The following is a 22,028-nucleotide window of genomic DNA, read 5'->3' on the forward strand; positions in this document are numbered from 1 at the left end:
GAAAACACCTCTCTATTTCAAAGAAGGAGTTCATCTGAACTCCTAAACGATATAACTATTTTAATTCAAATTTCAATTCAGCTGTTGGACGAACCAATCCACGTTCGTGAAGAGTTTCTGCAATCTGAACTGAGTTCCAAGCAGCACCTTTGAGAAGGTTATCTGAAACAACCCACATGTGGATTCCTTTTTCAGCATCCAAGTCTTTACGGATACGACCAACAAAGGTATCACGCGAACCCACTGCATTGATGGCTTGAGGATAAATTTGATGAGCGACATCATCTTCAAGGACAGCACCTGGGAAAGCTGCGATAGCTGCTTTTACTTCTTCGATTGGAGCCACTTCTTTTGTTTCGATGTAAACAGACTCAGAGTGAGCTGACAAGACTGGAATACGCACACATGTTGCAGATACTGCAATGCTATCATCTTCCATGATTTTCTTAGTTTCCTTGGTCATCTTCATCTCTTCGTATGTGTAATCATTGTCAGTGAAGACATCGATTTGTGGAAGAGCGTTAAAGGCGATAGGATAATGTTTCTTGTCACCGCCTGAAGGTAAGATTTCCGCATGCAAATCACGTGGTTTCACACCATCATTCAAGACTTCACGAAGTTCACGTTGTGTTTCAAGAATTGCTCCCATACCAGCACCTGAAACTGCTTGGTAAGTTGAAACGATGATACGATCCAAGCCCCATTTTTGACGGACAGGTTCAAGCGCCACCATCATTTGGATTGTTGAACAGTTAGGGCAAGCAATAATCCCGTTGTGGGCATCAAGTGCATGAGCATTGACCTCTGGAACAACCAAAGGAACGTCTGGATTTTGACGGAAGTAAGATGTATTATCAACTACTACCGCTCCAGCTTTAACTGCGTATGGTGCATACTTAGCTGATGTAGAACCACCTGCTGAAAAGAGAGCAATATCAACTCCTTCAAAAGCTGTTTCAGTCGTTTCTTCAATTGTAATATCTTGATCTTTAAATTTCAAAGTCTTGCCTGCTGAACGTGCAGAAGCAAGTAAACGGATTTTATCGATTGGAAGTGTTGATTCTTCCAACATTTTTATCATCTGAGCACCGACAGCACCTGTCGCGCCGACTACAGCAACTGTATATCCCATAAATAACCTCTTTCGGAATTTTCTAAAAATTTCTATAATAGAAGTATTATACTACTTTTTCCATGAATTGCAAAGCTTTTTCATCATTTTTTGAAAAATAAAAATCCCCAGTCGCTAGACTAGGGACTAAGAGGCATCTTCATGTGATGAGCAGGTTCACACAACTCATCAAGGTCCGCTCCTGCGTTATGACCTCCTTATGCTCAATAGTAGTCCGAAGACTACCTATCGACTCATCGCATCTTCTATTCTACTAAAGAGAATGACTTTTGTCAACAGCCAAAACGCTTTAACTTCATTTATACAGGTCAATAAGAAAAACCTTGGTCTCCCAAGGTCATTTTGTTTCTATCATGCTAATTGCCGGGATTGAACCGGCGACCTCATCCTTACCATGGATGCGCTCTGCCAACTGAGCTAAATCAGCTTACTTAAGAAGTATACTATAATCAGAAAAACTTGTCAAGTTTCCTTAGAAATTTTCTATAAGAAAAAGCCAGGTAAAGGCTACCTAGCTTGTCTTCTTCTATTTGCTCAAATCGATTCGACGAGCAATTTTACCAATAATAATCGCTCCAATAATCAATGAGGCAAATTCACCGATACCTGTTGTAAACCAAGTAAGGAAGAATGGTAATTCTGCTACAATATTTAGCTCTGCAGCGATAGTAAACATGGAAATTGAAAAGAAGATTGAAAAGAAGAAATGATCTTTTCGAATCAATCCGTTAAAGAGGTAATCCTTGCTATATTTTGCAAAAAGCCAAACACCTAAACTGAGGAATACCAAGGTTGATCCGCCACCAACAAAGACATCTAGGAGTCCGAAGCTAAAGAAATTAGCAATCATACAACCGATAGTAACTCCGATGATATACTTGGGATTGTAAAAAGCCATAAAGTTCATCATTTCTGAAATACGGAACTGATAAGCACCATAGCTAATGGCATTTAGAGGCGGTGTGACAGTCAAAACGACATAGATAGCAGCGACGATTGCAATATCTGCAACATCACGAATAGTTAATTTTTTCATCTTTTCTCCTTTGGCGGTTATCCGCGTGTAATATGCTTGGTGAAAGAAGCTAAGCACCAAGGGTTGCTTTATTCAACCTTACTAGTATAGCACAATAGCCTGCTTTATGCTATACTTAAAACATGAAAATTCGTATTCAAAAATTTTTTAACAATGAAATCTTAGCCTATCTCTTTTTTGGCCTTGCAACAACTCTAGTTTCGATTCTCTCACGACTAGTCATTTATCAACTAAGTCATCAGGAACTCCTTGCTACTGCCCTAGCAAATATTATTGGTATCCTCTTTGCCTTTATCACAAATGATAGGCTTGTATTTAAGCAAGCAAGGAAGAATCGGCTTATCCGTTTAGTGAAATTTTTTCTTGCCCGCCTTTCTACTTTTCTGTTAGATTTGTTTTTAACTTTTCTCTTTGTAACTCATTCTCCTCATATCATAGGGCAATTTGTAAACGAAAATCCTGATAAGATAAATGCTATTGAAACAATAATTGCACAAATACTCATTATTATCATCAATTATATCTTGAGCAAGATCTATATTTTTAGAAAATAATGCTCCATTTATGAGCCTTTTAATTGCCTTCTATAATGATTTAGGATACAATGAAACACGAAACGTTGAAAGGAAAACAGTATGTTAAAAAATCTAAAATCATTCTTGCTTCGAGGAAATGTTATTGACCTTGCTGTCGGTGTTGTCATTGCCTCTGCTTTTGGTGCTATCGTTACTTCACTTGTAAACGACATTATCACTCCTCTTATTTTAAATCCCGCTTTGAAAGCTGCTAAAGTCGAACGTATCGCTCAACTTTCTTGGCATGGAGTCGGCTATGGTAACTTTTTAAGTGCTATTATCAATTTTATCTTTGTGGGTACCGCCCTCTTCTTTATTATCAAGGGTATTGAAAAAGCACAGAAACTCACTGGCATAAAGGAAGAAAAAACTGACGAAAAAAAACCAACCGAGTTGGAAGTCCTTCAAGAAATCAAAGCCCTTCTTGAGAAAAAATAATCGATTAAAAGGATCTAGCGCCAAGCTAAATCCTTTTTCTTTACTCTTTTGGTAACTTACCTGCTTTCTCAATCATTTTCTTGATCAAATAAGGCATCTTAACATTTTCACGACCTTTTTTCTCAATCAATTTTTTCACAAATTCTGGCATTTGTAAATCTTCAGATTCAGCCAAAATGTTTTTAGTCTCATCTGAAGGAACTAACTCATCAAAGGTTTCTTCTTCTGGGAGAAATTCCTTAAACTCTTTGTCCTCATTAGCTCTGACTGTATTAACCAAGGCATCAATCAAACGAGAATCTGTATTTGGCATTAGTGGACGATGGTAGTTTACCCCAAATTCCTGACATAAGTCATAACATTCCACATCATTGTCAAACAAGACTTCAATATGCTCGCTAATGAAGCTGATAGGAACAAAAATATAATGGTCTGGATGTTCTGTCTGTTCTCTGAGATATTCTAATACATCTGGCTTAATCCATGGAATCCCAATATCACTCTCACTTTGCCAGGTATTTGTATATTGTTCTGAACTCAAGCCTAGTTTTTCAGCAACTAGCTTGCTATTTTCGAAAATTTGGTCAATATATGGGTCACCAAAATCCAAGGCAAAAATGGGCACACTGTGGGCTGAAAAGAAGAAGTAAAGCTATCCTGCTTTACTTCTTCTTTTAAAATCTTAGCAATTTCATCTGCCCAATAATTTAATAGCGCTTCTTCTTGATACCAGTCCTTAATGACCAAAAATTGAATTTGCTTGCTTTCTAAAAATTTCTCATAACCCATAACAGAGTAAAAAGAATAATGGGGCTCTAAAATCAAGCAAATACACTGCTCGATTCCGTCTGCTTCCATCTGACCAATCACATCTGGGATAAAGGGTCTAGAAAACTTATTAGCAAAATAAACACTATACTCATTCCCCAGCCTAGTTTCTACCAAAGCAACCTCTTCACGGGTAATTTTTTGCAGAGGAGTGCCGCCAATTCGTACATAATTATCATAGAGAGTTTGAATCTCGTGGTCTTGAGGTCTCACTCCACGACGAATATTTGTGAAAAAATCAGCCACACCTTCAAAGGTAATCTCTTCTGGCGAACCGAAAGTCATCATTAAAATTGCTTTTTTCATAATCGCTTCCTTGTGATATTTTTATCAAGTTTATTTTATCATGAATTCGTTGATAAGTAAACGCTAACATTGTAAATTCCCCTAACTTCTGTCTTTTGTTTTTCTCTTCTTTCTATGATACAATGGAAAAAATGAATTCAAAAGGAGTTTTTTATGACTTATCCAAATCTCTTGGACCGTTTCTTAACCTACGTTAAGGTCAACACGCGCTCTGATGAACACTCTACTACTACTCCAAGTACGCAGAGTCAGGTTGACTTCGCAACCAATGTTCTTATTCCTGAAATGAAACGTGTTGGGCTGCAAAATGTTTACTATCTACCGAATGGTTTTGCGATTGGGACCTTACCTGCCAACGATCCAGCTTTAACACGAAAAATTGGCTTCATTTCCCACATGGATACTGCTGACTTTAATGCCGAAGGAGTCAATCCTCAGGTGATTGAAAACTACGATGGGGGTGTGATTGAACTAGGGAATTCTGGTTTCAAACTGGATCCAGCTGACTTCAAGAGTCTGGAGAAATATCCAGGACAAACGCTCATCACAACTGATGGAACAACCTTGCTAGGTGCTGATGACAAGTCAGGGATTGCTGAAATTATGACTGCTATTGAATATCTGACTGCCCATCCTGAAATCAAACACTGTGAGATTCGTGTTGGTTTTGGTCCAGATGAGGAAATCGGTGTTGGTGCCAATAAATTTGATGCAGAAGATTTCGATGTGGATTTTGCCTACACAGTTGATGGAGGACCACTAGGGGAACTTCAATACGAGACCTTCTCAGCAGCTGGGGCTGAATTGCATTTCCAAGGACGTAATGTCCACCCTGGAACTGCCAAAGGTCAGATGGTCAACGCCCTTCAGCTAGCAATTGATTTTCATAATCAACTTCCCGAGAATGATCGCCCTGAGCTAACAGAAGGTTACCAAGGCTTCTATCATCTTATGGAAGTGACAGGTAGTGTTGAGGAGGCGCGTGCAAGCTACATCATTCGTGATTTTGAAAAAGATGCCTTTGAAGCGCGTAAAGCAGCCATGCAGTCTATCGCTGATAAGATGAATCAAGAACTTGCTAGCGACCGTGTCACCCTAAACCTGACAGATCAGTACTACAATATGAAAGAAGTCATTGAAAAAGATATGACTCCAATTACCATTGCTAAGGCCGTTATGGAAGATTTAGGTATCACGCCTATTATTGAACCAATCCGTGGCGGAACAGACGGCTCTAAAATTTCCTTTATGGGAATCCCAACTCCAAATATCTTTGCGGGTGGCGAAAACATGCATGGACGTTTTGAATACGTCAGCCTTCAGACTATGGAACGTGCAGTTGATACCATCATTGGTATCGTAGCTTATAAAGACTAAAAAGACGAGGTAGCTCAGCTACTTCGCCTTTCTTTTTATTCTGCTGGTTTTTCTTAGTTTCCAGTACTTGTTGCAGATTCTACTGTTTCATTTTCTGAAGTTGATTCAGCAGGTTTAGAATCTGTTGCGTTGCTTGGTTTGTTTTCGTCGCTGGCAGTTTCACTGTTAGATTCTGCAGTTGCGTTTGGTTGGTTCTCAGCACTGGTGTTAGCACCATTTGCTTCAGCATTTCTTGCTGGACTTGTTTCTTCACTTGAGCTAGCTTTTGACTGGATTTGGTGATTCAAAACTAGAATAGCTTTTGTCAATTCAAGTAAAGCTGCTTTGTCTTTACTCTTAGCAGAAAGTTGATCTAGTAATGCATCCACTTTATCAAAGTCCTCATCAGAACCATTATTACTTTCTAAATAAGAGTGAAGCGATATGAGAATATCGTAGAGTTTTTGATAGAGTACAAGTGTCTGAGGATCTTGTTCAGCATTTTCCTTCTCTTGTTGAAGGGCGCTAGCGATACGAGTCAAGACATCTTTTACCTGGCTGTTTACTTCATCCAAGTCTGCATCAGCCTTGTTTGTGGCAGCTTTGAGATTTTCTACTTCTTCTGCCAAGGATTGTCTGATTCCTTCTTCTTGGAGTTGTTCCAAGAGTTGATTTGCCTTGCTCAAAAGACTTTCTACTTCTTCCTTGCTGACATGATTGACATGCTCTTCTTTTTTAAGATCAGGATAAAGATCTTTCAAAAATTCATAAATCGCTTGCTTAGCAGATTGGTTATCAACTTTTTCTTTATCTAAAACTGTTTCATTTACTTTTGCAGTAGCTGGCTGATTTTTCAAAGCCTCTTCTACTTCTTGTTTTGTCTGGTAAATGCTTGGGAACAGTTTATTCAAGTCCACAGCCTTACGGAAGGATTGAGATTGATATAAAGTAAAAGTCAAATTAGCTACTTTATTACGAAGCTCATCACTTAAACGACCATCGTTTACATGCTCATAGAAGTACTTGATGTATTCCACTGTTGTATCACCAGTACGGTCATTAAAGTCTTGAAGAGCTTGAAGTTGTGATTCAACCGCTGCTAGAGCAGCCTCATCTTTTGCCAACTTAGCCTCTTGGAGTCGAACGAGAAGGTCTTTCTTTGGAAGTCCATAAGAGTCTGTATCCAAGGTATTGATTTTATCAATCAAGGCCTGATATTTCTTATCTAAAGCACTTGTTTCAACAGGTTTGACACTTTCATCAATATGGATATATTGCTTATCAAAGAGATCCAGTGTCGCAAGATAACCTACTGTAGAGTTAGTTGCCAGTTTCTTCATATTTTCAGTAAACTGACCCAAGGCTAACTCAATCTGTCTTTGTTTGATTGGATCGTCTTTATAGACGTTTCGACTTTCAGCAAGAAGTTGATCTACTTTTTCCAAGACTGCCTTCTCATCAAAGGCTCCAGGTTGATAATTGGATTGTAGGGCTGGAATCTTGTTTTTCAAAGCTACTTCATAGCCCTTAGTTTGAACCTTGATGTAGTGATTGTGGTCGCCATGAGGAATCACAAAACTACCATTCTCTACCTGCAAACTATAAGGAGATACACCATCACGTAAGGCAGTCGTATAAAGTTCATTTAGGAAATCAAGTTCAGGATTTCCAGTTTGGAGTGGAAGTCGAACGTGTTCCTTACGAACAGCATAGGGATGGATATGAGTTGGATCGTAGGCTTGGTCTGGATTTCCAAAAACAAAGAATCCGTTTGAAATTCTAATCGCTTCAAGTGGAACTCCGTATGTTTTAGAAATATAAGCAATTTTTTCTTCATCACTAGCATCTCTTGAGAAAGACTCTACCGTTTTAGCAAGAGGTTTTACAGGCTCTGCATCATGATGTGCTTTCAAATGATCCTGTGCGGCCTTAATTTGCTCTGCTGTCAAATCTTTCTTGAAGAAGTAATGATTGTGGTCTCCGTGACTCATGACAAATCCTTGATCATCCTCACTAATGACACGATCGGCATCAAAACCGTGATCATGGTCTTCCCCATGATGGTGGTCATGCTCATCATCATCGTGATCATCATGAGCTGGATTTGGTGTAGCTGTATTTGCCCCTTTCAAGTGGTCTTGCGCTGCCTTAATTTGCTCTGCTGTCAAATCCTTCTTGAAGAAATAATGATTGTGGTTACCATGAGTCATGACAAAGCCTGCCGCATCTTCCGCAATAATACGATTAGCATCAAAGCCGTGTCCATCTTCTTCATGCTCCTCATGTGAAGTTCCTGGATTGATTGGAAGAGATGGCGAAGGTGTTGTTAGACTATTATTTGGAAGAGTCGGTTGTCCAATTTGATTCGCCTTAGGAATGTAATGGAAATGGTCACCATGTCTTACAATATAAGCTGTTGCTGTTTCCTCAACAATATCTTTAGGATTAAAGATATAACCATCAGATGTTGAAGAGAGTTCCCTACTTGTCGTTGAAGAAGATGGATTCCTTGAAAGACTTCCTAGACTAGACGCTACTTCATGAGGTTTTTCATTTATAGAAACTGTAGAACCAGTTCCACTGATAGGCACCATTCTGGCAATCTTTTCTTCTAAAGGAGAGAGCTTGCTGTAAGGAATAAAGTGATAATGGTCGCCATGCGGAATCGCAACTCCATTTGGTGTACGACTGATAATCTTAGCAGGGTCAAAGACCAGACCGTCTGATTCACTGTAACGTTGATCACTAGGTGAATCATAGAGTTCCTTCAAAAGACTCTGGAGATTTTCAGATTTATTTGCTGGCTTGCTAGTTGATCCTTCTGCTACAGATTGCGTGTTATTGTCATTAGCTGCTGAAGAATAGCTTAACTGACTCGGTTGCGTATTTTTACCAGCTAGATGAGCTTTTGCAGCTGCTAACTCACTAGCAGACAAATCACTTTTTGGAATGTAGTGATAGTGACCTCCGTGGGGAACGATATAAGCATCACCAGTATCTTCGATAATATCAGCTGGATTAAAGACATAACCATCATCTGTCGTATAACGTCCCTGAGACCTTGCTACAGCAACATTAGAGTTGACCTTCTCATTATCTTTGGCATGTTCTTGTTTTTGACGATTGATTTCATCCTTGGTTCGAACATTATCAGCATGAGCTACATCTTTCAGGTAAACATAATATTTTCCATCGACCTTGATGATATAGCCACCCTTGACCTCATTGACAATATCAGCGTCTTTAAGTTGATAGTTTGGATCCTTCATCAAGAGTTCTTCACTAAAGAGGGCATCATAAGGAACTTTCCCATTATAGTAATGATAGTGGTCACCGTGTGACGTCACATAGCCCTGATCTGTAATTTTGATGACAATTTGCTCAGCCTGAATTCCTTCTTTCTGGCTAACCTGGTCTGGTGTCAGGTTTTCAGTTTTCTGACTTGACTGGCTACCATCCACATAAGAGACACGATTATTGTCCTTATTTTCCTGCGATCGATGCTGGTTCAATGCATAGGCGCAAAGACTCAAGGATACGATAACAGCTGATCCAGCTGCTATATACTTTTTACTGAATTTCATAAATCCCTCATTTCAATAAATGATGAAGCTTTTTCTTAACTTCTTTTTCTCGGTTAAACAATTTTTTCTAAACTGGTTATTTAACCATTTAATTAACCAGTAAATAGTTTACCTTTTTTAAGTTTATCTGTCAAGATTTTTATATCATTTAAAAAAATAAAAGCCAGTATTGCTACTGACTCTTACATCATCTTGATTTAATAGGATAAACTTATGCTTCTGGCTTCGTCTCAATTGACTCACTACCTTTTAACAAAGCAAGTAATTTTTCTGCCTCTGTCATGATGTCATTATTATCCATGGTTTGCAGGCTCAAGTTACCTCGTAAACTAGCCAGGGTTTCAGTCGCAGTAGCTTTCAGACTAGCATCCGTTACTTTATCAAGTAAAGCTTCTACTTCTTTGAGTTTAGCTTCTACTTTTGCAGTCTCTACTTGATGGACTTCTGGCTCTTCTGTAGTATCTTCAGCTTCTTCCTCTGTCTCGTCTTCATCAGTGCTCGGTTTATAAAGATTATCTGCTGAAGGATTTAAACCAGCGTGATTCTCTTTTTCATCAGATTCAGAGCGAGTTGGCTCACTTACTTCATCATGTTCCTTATTTTCATCAGGTTTACCGTCTTGGTCTGCCTTATTTTTACGAACATGGTCGCTAGCATTACCCCAACCATTATCTGAATGAGGACGTTGGTCCGGATGTTCAACGTAGTATTTTACAGTCGCAAATAAATCTTCTAAGGTATAACCCTCAGGTGCCTTATAGAGTCCTTCGTCAAACCATGCAAACTTAAGATTATGATAGTGATCAAAGTGAGGAATTATAAAGTAACCATTCTGTACAGCTACAGTATACTGTAAATGATTTGGTATTTTTTCTAATGGTACCTTGTTCTCAGCTCTTACGCGGTTATAGATAGCTTCTGTCCCTGTTGCCTCTGGTTTTGCTTCAGTAGAATTTGGAGCTTGTAAGCCTTTTTCTTTAGCATAAGCCTGAGCTGCTGCCCTTTCAGCTTCAGATAAGCTGTCTTTTTTAATCCAGTGGCTATGGTTCAAGTGTGGAGTGACGTAGGCATTTCCTGCATCACTTTCAATATCATGTTCGTCAAAAATGTAGCCATCTGAGGTTGTATATTTACCTGCTAATTTCGCTAATTTAATTTCATCGTTTGTATAGGCAATTTGAGCATTTGGTTTGCCAAGGCGTTCTGGGTGGGTAATCGGTGCTAGAAATGCCAATAAATCATCTACCAATTTTACTTTATTATTAGAAGATTCATTATTCAAGCGTTCTGCTAATTTGTCTAAGGCTTGAAAATCAACAGCACGCCCCTTATTTTCAGACAAGGCTTTATGAGCCTGGGTTAACAGATTATAAGCTTTATCATAAAATTCTTTGTCACGAGAAGAGACGTTTTCTTTCTTCGCAACTAGAGCATGTGTCTCTTGAGTTTTCTTAGACAAGAGATTTTCAATAGCATCAATCTTATCCTTAGCCAAGTCTTTAGCAAAAACATAGTGACTGACACCAGCAATTTCCACAACATAGCCTTTCCCAACTTTTCTAACAACCTGTTCTACTGCAAAATTAGTTTGTTTTTTCTCAGTTGACGGTTGAGCTTGCGGTTTTGGTGCTGGTTTCAAATAATGCATTCCTGGCACGACTGCACCATTTTGCCCTTTTAACAGAATCATTCTTGCAATCTTCTGCTCTAAATCAGACATTTGTGAATAAGGGATAAAGTGATAATGATTTCCGTGAGGCACAGCAACACCATTTGCTGTACGATCTGTTATTTGTGCTGGGTCGAATACCAAGCCATCCGATTCCACATGTCGTTCTGACAAAGGTTTGGCATACAATTCACGTAAAAGGCTTGAAATATCTTCCCCTTGATTCTGATGATAAGTTGGAGTGACAGTTAGATTGTGGTTCTCTGACAAGCTTGGTTGAGCTGGATTTGCATTATGACTAGAACTTGAAGAAGGACGAGACCCCTGCTTCCCATTCCAATAGGCTTGGGCTGCAGCCAATTCCCCTGCAGACAAAGCGCCTTTTGGTATATAGTGGAAATGATTGCCATGCGGTACAATAAAAGCGTCTCCTGTATCTTCAATCACATCTGACGGACTAAAGACATACCCATCATCCGTTGTATAAGCGCCTCCAGTTGCTCTATTCGGTGCCGGCGTATTGAGATTAAAGTTTGGTTTAATGGTTGAACTTGGTTTCGCAGGACTGCTTGATTTTGTATTATCAGCATGACCTTGAACTGGCTGACCTCCAATTGGTAGATTTCGAGCTAATTTTTCTTCCAAAGTAGACATTTGCGAATAAGGAATGAAATGGAAATGATCCCCGTGAGGAACTGCCACACCATTGGCTGTACGTTTTATAATCTGTGCTGGGTCAAATACTAATCCATCAGACTCCACATGACGTTGGCTAAGTGGCAAAGCGTACAATTCTTGAAGAAGACTAGCTAAATCCTCACTTTGACTTTCAGAATCTGTTGCAGGATTTTGAGGTGTCTCAGATTGACTCGTTCTCACACTAGATCTTGTTTCTCCCCTGCTTGAACGATATGCAACCGTACTTAATTGACCACCTTTTCCAGATAAGAAGGCTTGGGCAGCAGCTAATTCACTGGCAGACAAGTCACTCTTAGGAATATAGTGAAAGTGATTGCCGTGAGGGACAATATAAGCATCACCCGTATCTTCTATAATATCAGAGGCATTGAAGATATACCCATCATCCGTTGTATAGCGTCCTTGGGCTCTGGCTACAGCAACAGCATTATCTGTGCTTGCATTATGATTATGACTGTGTTCCTGCTTCTGACGTTTAATCTCTTCTTTTGTCCGAATATTATCCGCGTGAGCAGCATCCTTGAGGTAAGCATAGTATTTACCGTTTACCTTAATGACATAGCCACCCTTGATTTCATTGACAATGTCTGAATCCTTCAACTGATAATTCGGATCTTTCATCAGCAGTTCTTCACTGATAATAGCATCATAAGGAACCTTCCCATTATAGTAATGATAATGGTCTCCATGAGAGGTCACATAACCTTGATCCGTAATCTTGATAACAATTTGTTCGGCGTTGATTCCCTCTCTCTTACTGACTTCATCTGGTGTCAAGTTCTCTGCCTTTTGACCAGCCTGATCACCGTCTATATAAGCAACTCGATTAGACTCTTTCTTAGCCTGACCAGCTTGGTACCGTCCAAGTTCATAGGAACAAACACTTAGGGCAAGAACTGCCACTGAACCTGCTACATATTTTTTATTGATTTTCATTCTTTCCTCACTTTAATTCTTCTGCTAAAACACTTATATTTTCCTCAAGATTTTCTAAATAGGTCTTGTCATTTTGTGGGTCTGCCTCTAAAGGATTCAGAGTTTTAAGACCCACACCTGTTGATTTGACAAGAGTTTCAGCTACTTTTGAAGAAGCATTACTTTCTGTAAAAATCGTCTTAACCTTATAGGTTTTAACAAATTCCTGAATTTCTGTTAGTTGTCGTGGACTTGGTTCTTGTTCAGGAGAGATACCTGCAATACCGAGTTGATTGAGTCCAAATCTCTTCGCTAGATAAGAAAAGGCTGTATGTTGTGTTACAAATGTTTTCTGAGTCGCTTTTTCAAATTTAGGCTGGAATTTCTTAGTCAATTCCTGAGCTTTTTTGATAAAGGCTTGCGCATTTTTTTGATAAGTCTCTTTATGCTCACTATCCACCTCTGAAAGTTTATCAGCGATAATCTGAGCTTCTTCACCAGCTTTTTCAGGATCTAGCCAAGTGTGAGGGTCATAGAGCGTTTTTTCATCAACTCCATCCCCTGCTTCCACATCTTCTAGCCCAGGGACGCGGTCCAAGGTCATTCCCTCTGAAGCCTCTAAAACCTTAACTTTAGATTTTTTTAGATTGGGATCTAAACTTCCTGCCCAAGATTCGAGCGTATGAGAATGGTAAACAAAGACATCTGCATCATAGATGGCCGCGATGTCATTCGCTGAAGGTTCAAAGGAGTGAATCCCACTACTTGACTGAATCATCCGAACATCATTCAAGTCACCAGATACTTCCTTAACCATAGCGTAGATAGGATAAAAACTGGTCACAATTTTCATCCCCTTTCCTGTCTGGCTTTCCTTTTGACTACAGGCTCCTAGCAATAAAAGAAAAACACTTAACAAGACTAAAAATAAATTTTGTTTCTTCATGAACAACTCCTTAACCATTTAATTAACTAGTAAACATTCTACTCCTAAAAATTTAATCTGTCAAGATATTTTTAGAAAAAATTTGAAATTTCTTTCACATATAAAAATCTGCTGAGTTTCAACAACTCAACAGATTTTCACTTTATATACTCAATGAAAATCAAAGAGCAAATTAGGAAGCTAGCCGCAGGCTGCTCAAAGCACGACTTTGAGGTTGCAGATAGAACTGACGAAGTCAGCTCAAAACATGTTTTTGAGGTTGTAGATGAAACTGACGAAGTCAGCTCAAAACACTGTTTTGAGGTTGTAGATAAGACTGACGAAGTCAGTCACATACATACGGCAAGGCGAAGCTGACGTAGTTTGAAGAGATTTTCGAAGAGTATTATTCTTCTATGGTAGAATGCTTATAACCATAAGTGAAGTAAATAATACTTCCTATCAACAAGGCAATCAAGAAAGCAATCCAGGTTTCCATATTATACTGTAACATGAAGGATAAACAAATGATGATTGATAAAATTGGTAACAGAGGTACCAGTGGTGTTTTAAATTCCCCAGCTTTGGGCATTCCTTTTTCTTTCCGTAAGCGAATCAAGCCGTAAGCCAGCATAATCAAGTAGGCTAAGGTACAAATATTTAAGAAGGCTGCGATACTAGCAAGAGGGAACATTCCTGCTGCTACTGCTGAAGCTAGACCGGTCAAGATAGTCGCATTTTTTGGTACCTTGCTTGTCTTCGTTAGTTCCTTAAAGATAGCAGGCATTAAGCCATCGCGCGCTAAACTGTAAATCATACGCGATAGGGCATAGGTCATCGAGATACAAACAGTAATCAAGGTCAAGATAGCCACCAATGACACATAGTTGGCTGCCCAACTAATCCCAACACTACGAAGGGCAAAGGCAACGGCATCATCAACATTTAGATGGCTATAGTGAACTACACCAGTCAAGACAAGGGTAACCAAGGCATAGAGAATGGTTACGATCGAAAGCGATAAGACAATCCCTCTAGGAATATTTTTTTGAGGAGTCTTGACCTCATCTACAGCCATAGAGATGGATTCAAATCCCAAAAAACCGAAGAACATCAAGGACGCACCAGCCATAATACCAGTACTAGCACCATAGATTTGTCCAAAACCATAAGGAGCAAAATTACTCCAATTATCAAGTTTGATATGCCAAATTCCTACTAAAACAAAGAGAGCTAAAGCGGAAAATTTCAAAATAACTAGAATCGAATTAAAGCGTAAGGCTGCCTTGGCATTGAGTAAAACAAGCGAAGTCACCAAGACCAAGACAAGAATAGGCAATAAATCAACAAATGTCCCTGCTTGAGGATTAAAGGTACCATTTAAAGCCTGAGGAAGGGCTATCCCGTATTGAGAAAGCAAGCCTTTAAAATAAGCTGCCCAACCCGAAGCTACGCCTGATATGGCTGTCATGAACTCCATCATGGTTAACCAACCTGCCAACCAAGCTGGGAATTCTCCTAAGATGGCATAGAGGTAACTGTAGGCACCACCTGTAGCAGGTACTCGTGAAGCAAATTCTGCAAAAAAGAGGGCTGATAATCCTACACACAAGGCAGAAATGACGATTGAAATCACTAGGGCTGGACCAGCAAGCGTTGCTGCTGCAGTACCTGTGATTGTAAAAACACCAGTTCCTACCATGGCTCCGATACCCAGCAAAATCAAATCCCATAATTTCAAATGCCTGTGCATCTCCGTTTTATCTAAACTAACATTTTTTGTTCTAAATATATTCATCTTTTTCTCCAAAATAAAATGATGATTCTATTTTACCATAAATATAGGATATTTGTGAATATTTATAAAATGTTTTCCTAAAAAAATCTGACTACATCTTGTAATCAGATTTTTATCTATTCTAGTTCATTTCTTTAAAGGCTGCTTCTGCATCCGCATTGCTGATAGCACCAAATTGAATCTTTCCAATCTTTCCTTGACTATCAATTAGGTATTCTGTAGGAATGCTTCGGATTTGATAAGCTTGGAATGTGGTTGCTTTTGTGTCATAAAGAACTGGGATATCCTTATAACCTTGATCTTGGAACCATTGTGGGAATTGCTCAACGGTTTTTTCACCTTGAATTCCTGGTGCAATGACACTAAGAATTTCAAAATCGCGATCTGGTTTTGCAGCCAATTCCATCAACTCAGGCATACTTTTTTTACATGGACCACACCATGAAGCCCAAAACTTCAAGTAGACTTTTTTACCCTTATAATCAGATAACTTGACTTCTTTGCCATCCATGGATTGCAAGGTGAAGTCTGGAGCCTCTTTTCCAACAGCGATTTGTTGTACAGTCGTTTGTTGTTTTGGCTGTTGTGGGGCTTGAGTTTTTTTAGTCTCTTCCTCACCACAGGCCATCAATACAACTAATGACAAGAGACTTAAGCCAGCAAACATTACTTTTTTCATTTGTTCTCCTTTATTCAAAAATTCCAGCTAGAACATTTACTTGTCCTAGTATTAACAAAATTCCCATTAAAATAATGAGCAAACCACCAATTTTCTTCAGTAGCATCATATGACGCTTGATTTTACTAAAATAAGGCATCACAACTCCTGAAGCTAGGGCCAAGACCAAGAAAGGAAGGGCCATGCCCAGAGTGTAAATCAAGGTATAGATAGCTCCTTGCCAAGCACCATTGCCCCCAGAAGCAGCAAGCGCTAAAACAGAACTTAAAACCGGACCAATACAAGGTGTCCAACCAAAGCTAAAGGTAATACCAAGTAAAAATGCTGACCAATAACGATTGGCTGCTGATTTCTTGAAAGTAAAGCTTTTTTGAACCTCTAATTTCTTAAAATGAAAAATTTCCATCTGGTGAAGTCCCAAAATGATAATAATTGTTCCCATAACATATCGAAACCAATTTGCATAGAGAAAATTACCAAAGTAACCTGCACCAAAGCCTAGAATAAAGAAAATAAGAGAAATACCTGCAATAAAGCAAAATGTTCGAATCAAACCTGACCAAAGAACCTTTCTCCCAAACAAGGAAAAACTTTTTGCGCTTTCCTGATCATCCAATAAAATCCCAGCATAAACTGGCAGAAGTGGAAAAATACAAGGAGAAAAGAAGGACAAGACCCCTGCTAAAAAAACGGAAATTGAAAATACTATCGTTTCCAATAAAGAACCAACTTTCTTAAGATTTCTAATCCTATTTTACTATATTCAATTTTATTTGTAAGCTTTCTGCTACGCAAAATCGTATCGGACACTATTGGACTAATCTTTTCTTTCGCTAGTCAAGGCGGATCTTATCCCCAAAATAGCCAAAAAGCAACGACAAGGGTTACTCGTCGCTGCTTTTGTGAACGGAAATGTCTTTTAGGTCTGACATTTCATAAATCATGTTTTACTTGAGTTTGGCAAGGATTGCTTTAAGCTCCTCTACTAGTTTAGCTTCTGTCTCTGCTGAGCCATTTTCTTCTTTCACGAAATCAAGGGTTTCTTGGAGAAGTTTTTGGGCTTTGGAAAGGACTTTTTTATCCGCTTTTTCTGCATCTAGCTGTCCGAGAACCTTGGTCAATTCCGTGCTTAATTGCTGGATTTCTGACCCTTTCTTACGACGAACCAACCAGAAGGCAATCACGCCTAGGAGAGCAAGTAGACTGACCACAATCACTCCTGCTGGAACTGAGTTTGTTTCAGTCATCTTATCTGAATCCTTACTATCCTCCGTTCCTTTCTTAGCATCTTTCTTGTCCTGTGTAGGCTTGCTATCGCTAGCATTTGCTTTCACATCTTTGAGAGAGTCCAAGGCAGCCTTCACAGACTCTACTTCAGTACGCAGACCTTGCTCTGTCAAGGCACTATCTTCCAGAGCTTTTTGAGCATCTAGGAGAACCGCCTTGGCTGCATCGATTTTCGGAACAGATACTGTTGCCAAAGCTTTCAAGCGTTGGTCTAACTCTTGACTCAAGGAACGAAGTTCAGACTTGTCAACTTGCTCTTGAGCTGGAGCTTGCGTGCTCGTTGAGCTAGCTGAAGGACTTGCTGCCGCTCTAGGAGCTTGAGTCTGATCTGAACTTGGAGCTGGAGCAGGACTTGCAGGTTGACTCGGAGCAGTTGGTTGAGACGGTTGTGGAACTGGCTCAGATGGAGTTGTTGGAGTCTCTGTGCCTCCTTGGTCTGGCTGAGTAGGGGTAGAAGGTTGAGGTTGAGGCGTAGGAAGCGGACGTGGAGATGGTTGTGGATTGATGTTCTTGATAGCATCGATTCCTGCCACTTTTGCCTGTTCTACATCCTTATTTGTTACGCCCTTGTCCACTGCAATCTTAGCATCCTTAGCTTCTTGATCCACCTGTTGCAATGCTCTTGACTTGTCCTCAGTTGTCAAATCAAAACGATTCGAAATTTCTGTTTTCTTAGCAAATGCAACAGCTTCTACAGCCTTAATCGCTTTGCCTTTTTCTGTAGCTTCGCCTGTTGGTACAGCTACGTTATTGATGGAGTTAATTCCATCGGTTTTCGCTGTGCCTACAGTAGCGTTAGTTGTCGCATTATTGATGTTTGTGACAGCCGTAGTTTTGGCTTGTTCTGTTTGTTTCTTAACTTCTGCTTTCTCTTCAGTTGTTAAGCCTGCATTGCCATCAACTGCTTTGTCTTTTTCTTTTAATGCGTCTTCTACAGCCTTAATCGCTTTGCCTTTTTCTGTAGCTTCGCCTGTTGGTACAGCTACGTTATTGATGGAGTTAATTCCATCGGTTTTCGCTGTATTCAACGTTGTTTCATCTTGAGCATTTTCTATATTTTGGATAGCGTTATCTTTTGCTGTTTTCGCTAATCCTTTTACTTCTGTTTTTTCTTCACTAGTCAAACCATTATCATTATCTATTTGGGTAGATTTTGTTGAAAATGCTGTTTCTACTTCATTTTTTGCCCCATCTTTATTTAATGTCGGTGTTGGAGATTTAGGTACTATTACCTCATCACTCATATCAGACCCAACTTCACTTACTGTAAACGTGTTACCATAAGCATCTCTAGGAGGTATACCTCCTTTAGCGATATTTTTAACACTAATTCTATCATTTTCTTTTAATGGAGCTGTTGGTGTCCAAGTTGCAGTACCATTTGCAGCTTCTACAGTAGCTTGTTTTACATTGTTAAGGTAAAATTCTGCTTTACTTACGGTAGCATTGGCTACGTTTGCCGTAACAACTGGCTTTCTTCCCTCTGCATGTTCTAAATCATCAACTCTCACTGTAGGTTTTTTAGGTTTTACGGCTATTGGAATTTTTAAAGTTGCTCTTTCCGAATTACTATTTTTATTATTTAAAAGATGTAAATGTAAATCATATGTCCCAATCATATCATTAGGTATGCTTCCTACTAATTTTAAATTAAGACCACCTTCAAAAGGTCCGATTCCATCTCTGGCTTTTTGGGTGTACTCAAGTCTAGGACCGACGTTAGGCGTTGTAGAAAATCCTATATCTCTTCTATTGATAGCATTTGTATCATATTTCACTTTGATGATAACGTTTTTACCATAGCCTAACTCTTCGCCAGCTACTAACGAAGATAAATCCGCTCCTGATAATTCATAGCTAAAACCTGAAGCGTCAGTGCTTCCCCTAAACCCACTACCTTCTGTAAAAGTAGTTCCATTCAAGCTATGATTATGCCCTGCGATATTGGTACCGTTTGGTTCTGTATTTTCTGCCTTTAGACCGACCGTTACTTTACCGTTTGTTGTATCAAGTTTAGGAGCCTTAGGTTCTACATCCTTCTTAACACGTTTTAAGCTAGTATTTTTATAACTTACTAATGTTCTAAAGGCTGCATCTACTTCTGTTTGATTTTGCGCCGTTGCAAGGACTTGTCTCGCTTCTTCGGCTTTTGCTTTTAAGGCTGCTACTGATTCTTTTGTGTAGTTTTCTGTTTTTACGGCATCAATTTCACTTAATAGTGATTCTAAGTTCTGAGTATTTAGTTGTCTACTAAGTTCAATATCTGTTTTCGGTTGATCTTGTTTTTCTGCTATCTCTTTATTTGATTCTAATTTAGAATTGCCTTCAGTACTCCTTTCCTCAACCTTAGCTTTTGCTTCAACATCTTTAGATAGAGTTCCTGGTTCTTTTTTCTCTCTTCCTTGAGTTTCTGCTTCAGTTCCTGCTTGTCCGACGCTTGGATTTTGACTGCTTGTCTCTGATGAGCTTAGGGCAGATGAATTGTCAGGCTTGACATCCCTATCCTGAGCGACTACTTCTGTACTTGATTCTGCCGCCTGAACTTCTGTCGCTGGATTAGCCACAAAAAAGACAGACCCTAGCAAGACTGAGGCTGCTCCGATTGAAAACTTGCGTATAGAAAAGCGTTGGCGCTCATTCATTTTAAACTGTTTCATAGTTTTTCCTTTCTTTCTACCCTGTCTTTGCTCCTCTAGCCATGTTCATGCAGGCATCAACTCGCAATAAAAACAGGAAAACATGACCTTTTCTCATCTTGAACAAATGACAAAAAGCCCATTGTTTACTAACACTTAATTATATCAACTTAGTTCCCTTTCCTCAACCTCACTTTGTTTTAGAAAATCGATAATTATATATATATATATATGCACATTGCTTATTTTAAAGGATTTAAAGGCTCCTTATTTGGGAATTTAGTATATTTTTCATTATTTTCAGAAATTTTAAATTTATATGACATTCGAACGAAGCTGTTTGTCTTGCTATCTATCGCCAGAAAGACCTATCCTAGACTCAGCAAATAAAAAAACAGGCTCTCCGAAAAATCAGAAATCCTGAGATATTATTTGATATAACTCCTATCCCAAATCACTTGATGTAGGCTCTCCCAGCTTTGTCGAGTAGCAGAGGTAGACTAACCATGACAAAAATCAGCCATAGCGAGACTCGTAAATGCCCAGATAAATATAGGAAAGAAGCAAAGAGAAAGGCCGATAGCAAAATCATACCCAAAGTCTCTCCAAAATTCCTGCAAATAAATAAAGCAAAAGGAGAGATAAAGGATAAAGAAACTAAAGCAAAAATGCTTGCCTGTATTTTTAGTATAAAAAGCACACCTTGACCAGATGATTTTCCTGACCGTTAGTGCTGATTTTACAACAATGTCTCAAACTCAGCAACAGTCATGCCCAGTTGCTGACTGGCAACCTCAGAAGTTAGAATACCTTGACGGACTAGATTTAGTAGCATGGACAAACTTCCTTCGACTTTCCCACGCTCCAGTCCCTGTTCAAGACCCTCAGCTCGACCACGTTCAAGACCACGCTCTAAACCTTGTTCAATCCCCTCTGCACGACCGCGTTCAAGACCACGCTCTAAACCTTTTTCCTCTGCTTGTTCCAAGGCATAGTCCTGTGCTAATAATGCTTGTTCTTCTCGCATACGTAGTTGACTAAACATCTTCCTGTCCTCCTCGGACCAGCTCTTGTAGTCTAGCAGTTGGTCCGCCTGACTGATAGCTCGCTCTGGTTGTTGGGTAAAGGGTTTGTTCCCGAAAAACTCCAACCATGGTTTGCGAACGCTATCCTTGCTGGTTTCCCTGTATTTTTAGGTCTTATTTATGATTGTCTTTCAATAGCTCCTCAAACTCAGCCACGGTCATTCCTAACTGCCGGCTGGCAACCTCAGGTGTTAGAATACCTTGACGTACTAGATTTACTAAACCTACTTTTAATCCCTGTTCGATGCCTTCAGCTCGTCCACGTTCAAGTCCTTGTGCTAAACCTTTTTCGATGCCTTGTTCAATCCCCTCTGCACGGCCACGTTCAAGTCCACGCTCTAAACCTTGTTCAATACCCTCTGCACGACCACGTTCCAACCCTTTTTCCTCCGCTTGTTCCAAGGCATAGTCCTGTGCCAACAAGGCTTGTTCTTCTCGCATACGTAGCTGACTAAACATTTTCCTGTCCTCCTCAGACCAGCTTTTGTAGTCTAGCAGTTGGTCTGCTTGGCTGATGGCTCGCTCGGGTTCTTGGGTAAAGGGTTTATTCCCGAAAAACTCCAACCACGGCTTGCGAATGCTATCTTTGCTGGTTTCTCTGTATTTTCTTAATTCCAAGAACGCCATCTTGACTAGATGATGTTCTTGTCCATTGTTTGTGATGGTTAAGACCTCACCTGTCGTGTCTTCGCGCATACTGAAACTGTGGAAAGCTTGATCATCTGAGAAGTAATTACTATCCACAATAGCTATTGCGTAAACAGGTGCGATATGTTTGTAGCTCTGGTGGGTATCACCTTCTCGCTGACGAATTTTTTCTAGGTTTTGATTGACCTGACTACACAAGTAAGCCCACAGGCGATTGATGAAAAAATTCTGATGATGTACCTGAATTTCGATGATTACTTGGGTTCCATTATCTAGTTCAGCCAAAACATCTATACTGGTATAGAAATCCTGCGCCGAGTAGGGTAGAGAAGGCAAGACGTGAATATTGCTTCCCTCTAAAATAGTTACATTTTTAGCTGGCAAGTCCAGCATATCGCGAATAAATTGACAAGTGATCTCTGGATTGCTAAA

At 39.5% G+C, this 22,028-nt stretch carries 15 protein-coding genes, 1 tRNA gene, 3 pseudogenes and 1 riboswitch; of the genes and pseudogenes, 5 read left to right on the plus strand and 14 right to left on the minus strand.

The genetic code is table 11. The features are described from left to right. Positions 1-55: 55 nt before the first annotated feature. The 3 genes from HW098_RS02955 to HW098_RS02965 all read right to left on the minus strand — a co-directional run bounded on the left by HW098_RS02955 (position 56) and on the right by HW098_RS02965 (position 2,168). Positions 56-1,132 (minus strand): aspartate-semialdehyde dehydrogenase, encoded by a 1,077-nt coding sequence (locus tag HW098_RS02955; RefSeq protein WP_000542462.1) that lies wholly within the window; start codon positions 1,130-1,132, stop codon positions 56-58. A 354-nt stretch (positions 1,133-1,486) separates the two neighbouring features. Continuing rightward, positions 1,487-1,559: transfer RNA gene (locus HW098_RS02960), tRNA-Thr, on the minus strand. Positions 1,560-1,658: 99 nt separating this feature from the next. Then, positions 1,659-2,168, minus strand: coding sequence for a QueT transporter family protein (locus HW098_RS02965; protein ID WP_176139239.1), 510 nt, complete (start codon positions 2,166-2,168; stop codon positions 1,659-1,661). After that, a riboswitch (PreQ1 riboswitch) is annotated at positions 2,166-2,262 on the minus strand. (Overlaps the previous gene by 3 nt.) Positions 2,263-2,290: 28 nt before the next feature. Here HW098_RS02965 and HW098_RS02970 point away from each other — a divergent pair. Together HW098_RS02970 and mscL are read left to right on the plus strand one after the other, a co-directional pair. After that, positions 2,291-2,722 carry a GtrA family protein gene (locus HW098_RS02970; protein WP_176139240.1) on the plus strand — a complete coding sequence of 144 codons (432 nt, stop codon included), beginning with the start codon at positions 2,291-2,293 and terminating at the stop codon, positions 2,720-2,722. 81 nt (positions 2,723-2,803) lie between these two features. Then, positions 2,804-3,181, plus strand: coding sequence for a large conductance mechanosensitive channel protein MscL (gene mscL / locus HW098_RS02975; RefSeq protein ID WP_000916792.1), 378 nt, complete (start codon positions 2,804-2,806; stop codon positions 3,179-3,181). 40 nt (positions 3,182-3,221) lie between these two features. On the opposite strand, the pseudogene hemH reads toward mscL, so the two are convergent. Further along, positions 3,222-4,315: pseudogene (gene hemH, locus HW098_RS02980) on the minus strand (ferrochelatase). A gap of 153 nt (positions 4,316-4,468) precedes the next feature. On the opposite strand from hemH, the gene pepT reads away from it, so the two are divergent. Further along, complete coding sequence (gene pepT, locus HW098_RS02985) at positions 4,469-5,692, plus strand: peptidase T (RefSeq protein WP_176139241.1); 1,224 nt, start codon at positions 4,469-4,471, stop codon at positions 5,690-5,692. Positions 5,693-5,745: 53 nt separating this feature from the next. Here the strand turns inward: pepT and HW098_RS02990 are convergent, their stop codons facing one another. The 3 genes from HW098_RS02990 to adcAII form a co-directional block, all read right to left on the minus strand. Next, positions 5,746-9,255, minus strand: coding sequence for a pneumococcal-type histidine triad protein (locus tag HW098_RS02990; RefSeq protein WP_176139242.1), 3,510 nt, complete (start codon positions 9,253-9,255; stop codon positions 5,746-5,748). A 211-nt stretch (positions 9,256-9,466) separates the two neighbouring features. Continuing rightward, positions 9,467-12,559: a pneumococcal-type histidine triad protein gene (locus HW098_RS02995; protein ID WP_176139243.1), complete on the minus strand. Its 3,093-nt coding sequence runs from the start codon at positions 12,557-12,559 to the stop codon at positions 9,467-9,469. A gap of 7 nt (positions 12,560-12,566) precedes the next feature. Next, the gene (gene adcAII / locus HW098_RS03000; RefSeq protein ID WP_050242886.1) at positions 12,567-13,484 is read right to left on the minus strand and encodes a zinc-binding lipoprotein AdcAII; all 918 of its coding nucleotides are present in this window, start codon (positions 13,482-13,484) and stop codon (positions 12,567-12,569) included. A gap of 153 nt (positions 13,485-13,637) precedes the next feature. On the opposite strand from adcAII, the gene HW098_RS10460 reads away from it, so the two are divergent. Then, entirely contained in the window at positions 13,638-13,841 is a 204-nt protein-coding gene (locus HW098_RS10460) for a hypothetical protein (RefSeq protein ID WP_240149449.1), read from the plus strand. Positions 13,842-13,869: 28 nt separating this feature from the next. Here HW098_RS10460 and HW098_RS03010 read toward each other — a convergent pair whose 3' ends face one another. From HW098_RS03010 to HW098_RS10465, 5 genes and pseudogenes are all read right to left on the minus strand, one after another. Next, on the minus strand, positions 13,870-15,261 hold the full coding sequence (locus tag HW098_RS03010; protein ID WP_176139244.1) for an amino acid permease: 1,392 nt from the start codon (positions 15,259-15,261) through the stop codon (positions 13,870-13,872). Between the two features lie 121 nt (positions 15,262-15,382). After that, a complete protein-coding gene (gene sdbB, locus HW098_RS03015) occupies positions 15,383-15,940 on the minus strand; it encodes a thiol-disulfide oxidoreductase-associated lipoprotein SdbB (protein ID WP_176139245.1) in 558 nt (185 codons plus the stop codon). 10 nt (positions 15,941-15,950) lie between these two features. Next, on the minus strand, positions 15,951-16,658 hold the full coding sequence (gene ccdA2, locus HW098_RS03020) for a thiol-disulfide oxidoreductase-associated membrane protein CcdA2 (RefSeq protein WP_176139246.1): 708 nt from the start codon (positions 16,656-16,658) through the stop codon (positions 15,951-15,953). 229 nt (positions 16,659-16,887) lie between these two features. Further along, complete coding sequence (locus HW098_RS03025; RefSeq protein WP_176139255.1) at positions 16,888-17,304, minus strand: hypothetical protein; 417 nt, start codon at positions 17,302-17,304, stop codon at positions 16,888-16,890. A 426-nt stretch (positions 17,305-17,730) separates the two neighbouring features. Beyond that, a pseudogene (locus tag HW098_RS10465) lies at positions 17,731-19,884 on the minus strand (DUF1542 domain-containing protein); the annotation flags it as partial. A 485-nt stretch (positions 19,885-20,369) separates the two neighbouring features. On the opposite strand from HW098_RS10465, the gene HW098_RS03045 reads away from it, so the two are divergent. Then, a complete protein-coding gene (locus HW098_RS03045; protein WP_176139247.1) occupies positions 20,370-20,570 on the plus strand; it encodes a hypothetical protein in 201 nt (66 codons plus the stop codon). 32 nt (positions 20,571-20,602) lie between these two features. On the opposite strand, the pseudogene HW098_RS03050 reads toward HW098_RS03045, so the two are convergent. Together HW098_RS03050 and HW098_RS03055 are read right to left on the minus strand one after the other, a co-directional pair. Then, positions 20,603-21,055 (minus strand): annotated as a pseudogene (locus HW098_RS03050) (hypothetical protein); the annotation flags it as partial. Between the two features lie 7 nt (positions 21,056-21,062). After that, positions 21,063-22,028 (minus strand): PD-(D/E)XK nuclease family transposase (locus HW098_RS03055; RefSeq protein WP_176139249.1); only part of this gene is annotated, 966 nt, incomplete at its 5' end.

Source organism: Streptococcus sp. 1453 (genome assembly GCF_013276955.1).
Classification (GTDB): domain Bacteria; phylum Bacillota; class Bacilli; order Lactobacillales; family Streptococcaceae; genus Streptococcus.